General features: G+C 63.3%; 1 protein-coding gene and 2 pseudogenes. 2 read left to right on the top strand and 1 reads right to left on the bottom strand.

What is annotated here, in order from left to right; translation table 11 throughout:
- The first annotated feature begins 376 nt into the window (after positions 1 to 376).
- Entirely contained in the window at positions 377 to 1,576 is a 1,200-nt protein-coding gene (locus ACRXB1_RS35000; protein WP_449494650.1) for a 50S ribosomal protein L11 methyltransferase, read from the top strand.
- Here ACRXB1_RS35000 and ACRXB1_RS34995 read toward each other — a convergent pair.
- A pseudogene (locus ACRXB1_RS34995) lies at positions 1,577 to 2,056 on the bottom strand (NAD(P)/FAD-dependent oxidoreductase); the annotation flags it as partial.
- Between ACRXB1_RS34995 and ACRXB1_RS34990 the strand changes: the two are divergent.
- Positions 1,991 to 2,173 (top strand): annotated as a pseudogene (locus ACRXB1_RS34990) (hypothetical protein); the annotation flags it as partial. The pseudogenes ACRXB1_RS34995 and ACRXB1_RS34990 overlap by 66 nt on opposite strands.

The following is a 2,173-nucleotide window of genomic DNA, read 5'->3' as shown; positions in this document are numbered from 1 at the left end:
CTTCAAGGTCACGCCGGCGCCCCCGCGTATCATCCCTCGCGGACTGCATACCGAATCGGCGCTTGCGTGGATCGCCACGGGCAAGTATCAGTTCGGAATGCCACTTTATCGTCATGGCGAAGGCTGGCGTGGACGCGAGCAGGCAGGCAGAAAACGTCGCGGCGGCAACGGCGGAAAGGACGCGAAGGTTCATCGGGGAGCGGGAAATTTTCGGGAAAAACCGATTGTGCCCTACGCAGCAGACCGCACGCTTACAGCGGCGGTGGCGTCGTCACGCGCCTTGCAAATGGACGGAAAATCAGACCGTTTTGTGAAAAGCCCTCAGAATGTCGGCATTCCGCCTCGCGGTTCTTACTTTGTCCGGTACTTATTCAGCATGCATTCCAAAACCTCTTCCAGCACCAGCGCCGCATTCGCCCTCATTGAATGGGAGGAAAAAGGCGAAAGCCATTCGGCGCTCTGGCGCTCGGAAAGCGGGATCGCGCCGCCAAAACGCGTCGTCATAGGCGATGACCAGATGACCGCGGACTCGGCGTATCGGCTGGCTTGCGAAGGGACCGCGATCTTGTGGCGCGGCGATTTTCAAAACGCGCGGCAGCTGTTGCAGGCTGTGGCGCGACGTATCGAAACACGGCCCAAGAAGTCGGCGAAGGCGAAAGCCAAGCAACGCAGCGCCACGCCCGATGCGCCGGCTGAAGCGCCCGCGCCCGGCGAAGCGTTCAATTTGCATCGGCTTGCTCAGTCGCAGCGGGCCCGCACGCTCGGCATGTTCTTGCTGCCGCTCGACGCCGAGTACGCCATCACGTTGCGGCGTGCTCCGGTTGTGAAAGAGGCGTGCGAAGAGGCATACGGTCCGGCGGCGGGTGAGTCGGTCGTGTCGCTGCGGGAAGTGCTCGGACTGGTCGGCGCGCACGAGTGGCGCAAGAAGGGCGTGGACGTCGAGGCGCTGGGCGCGCGGATTCACCCGTATTACGGTGTGTTTTCGCCTGTGCGCGGCGAGTATGTGAAGCTGGTGGCGGATCAGCCGTTGCCATCGAAGGAACTGGCATTCGATATTGGCACGGGCACCGGCGTGCTGGCCGCGTTGCTGGCCCAGCGGGGCGTGAAGCGCGTGATCGCGACGGAAATCGATCCGCGCGCGCTCGCCTGCGCGCATGAGAACATCGATTTGCTCGGGTTTTCGCCGCAGGTCAAAGTGATCGAAGCTGATTTGTTTCCGGAAGGCCGCGCGCCGTTGATCGTCTGTAATCCGCCGTGGTTGCCGGCGCGGCCGAGCTCGGCTATCGAACATGCGATCTACGACCCGGAAAGCCGGATGTTGCGTGGTTTCCTCGACGGCCTTGCCGCGCATTTGACGCCTGGTGGCGAAGGCTGGCTGATCCTGTCGGATCTGGCCGAGCATCTGGGCCTGCGTACGCGCGCCCAATTCCAGGAGTGGGTCGATCAAGCCGGGCTCAAGACCGATGGCCGGATGGACGTGCGACCGAACCACCCCCGCGCCGCCGATAAAACCGATCCGCTATACCAGGCGAGGTCGGCCGAAGTTACTTCGTTGTGGCGGCTCGTGCCAGCCTGATCAAAGCGCCGGGGCGCGGTTCCGGTTCAGATAAGCCAGCGCCCCTTCTCCGGCGACCACTCCGCTCGCGAAACAGCACGTCAGCAGATAACCACCGGTCGGCGCTTCCCAGTCCAGCATTTCGCCCGCGCAGAAAACGCCGGGCAAGGCTGCGAGCATCCATTGCGAATCCAGCGATTCGAACCTCACCCCGCCGGCGCTGCTGATTGCTTCCGCTATGGGCCGCGGCCGCGTCACTGTCAACGGCAATGCCTTGATGCGTTGCGCAAGACGGGTGGCATCGGCGAAATCTTCGCGGGTCAGGCATTCGCGCAGCAATCCGGCCTTCGCGCCCGTCAGCTTCAGGCGGCTCTGCAAATGGCTCGACATGGAACGTGCGCCGCGTGGGTGCGTGACTTCGTCGTGGACGCGTTCATGGGTCAGCGCCGGAACGAGGTCGAGCAGGAAGGTGGCATGGCCCTCGGCCAGACGGTCGCGTTCTTCCGATACGGCTCCGTAGAACTCAGCACCGTGACAAGCGCACTGTTGCTGAACGCGATCCTGGGATTCATCCTGTTGTGGATTGCGTGTCACGCGTACAACTGGGTGGCGTCGCGG

This window comes from Caballeronia sp. M23-90, from assembly GCF_053574605.1.
This window is presented reverse-complemented; position numbering and strand designations above follow the sequence as displayed.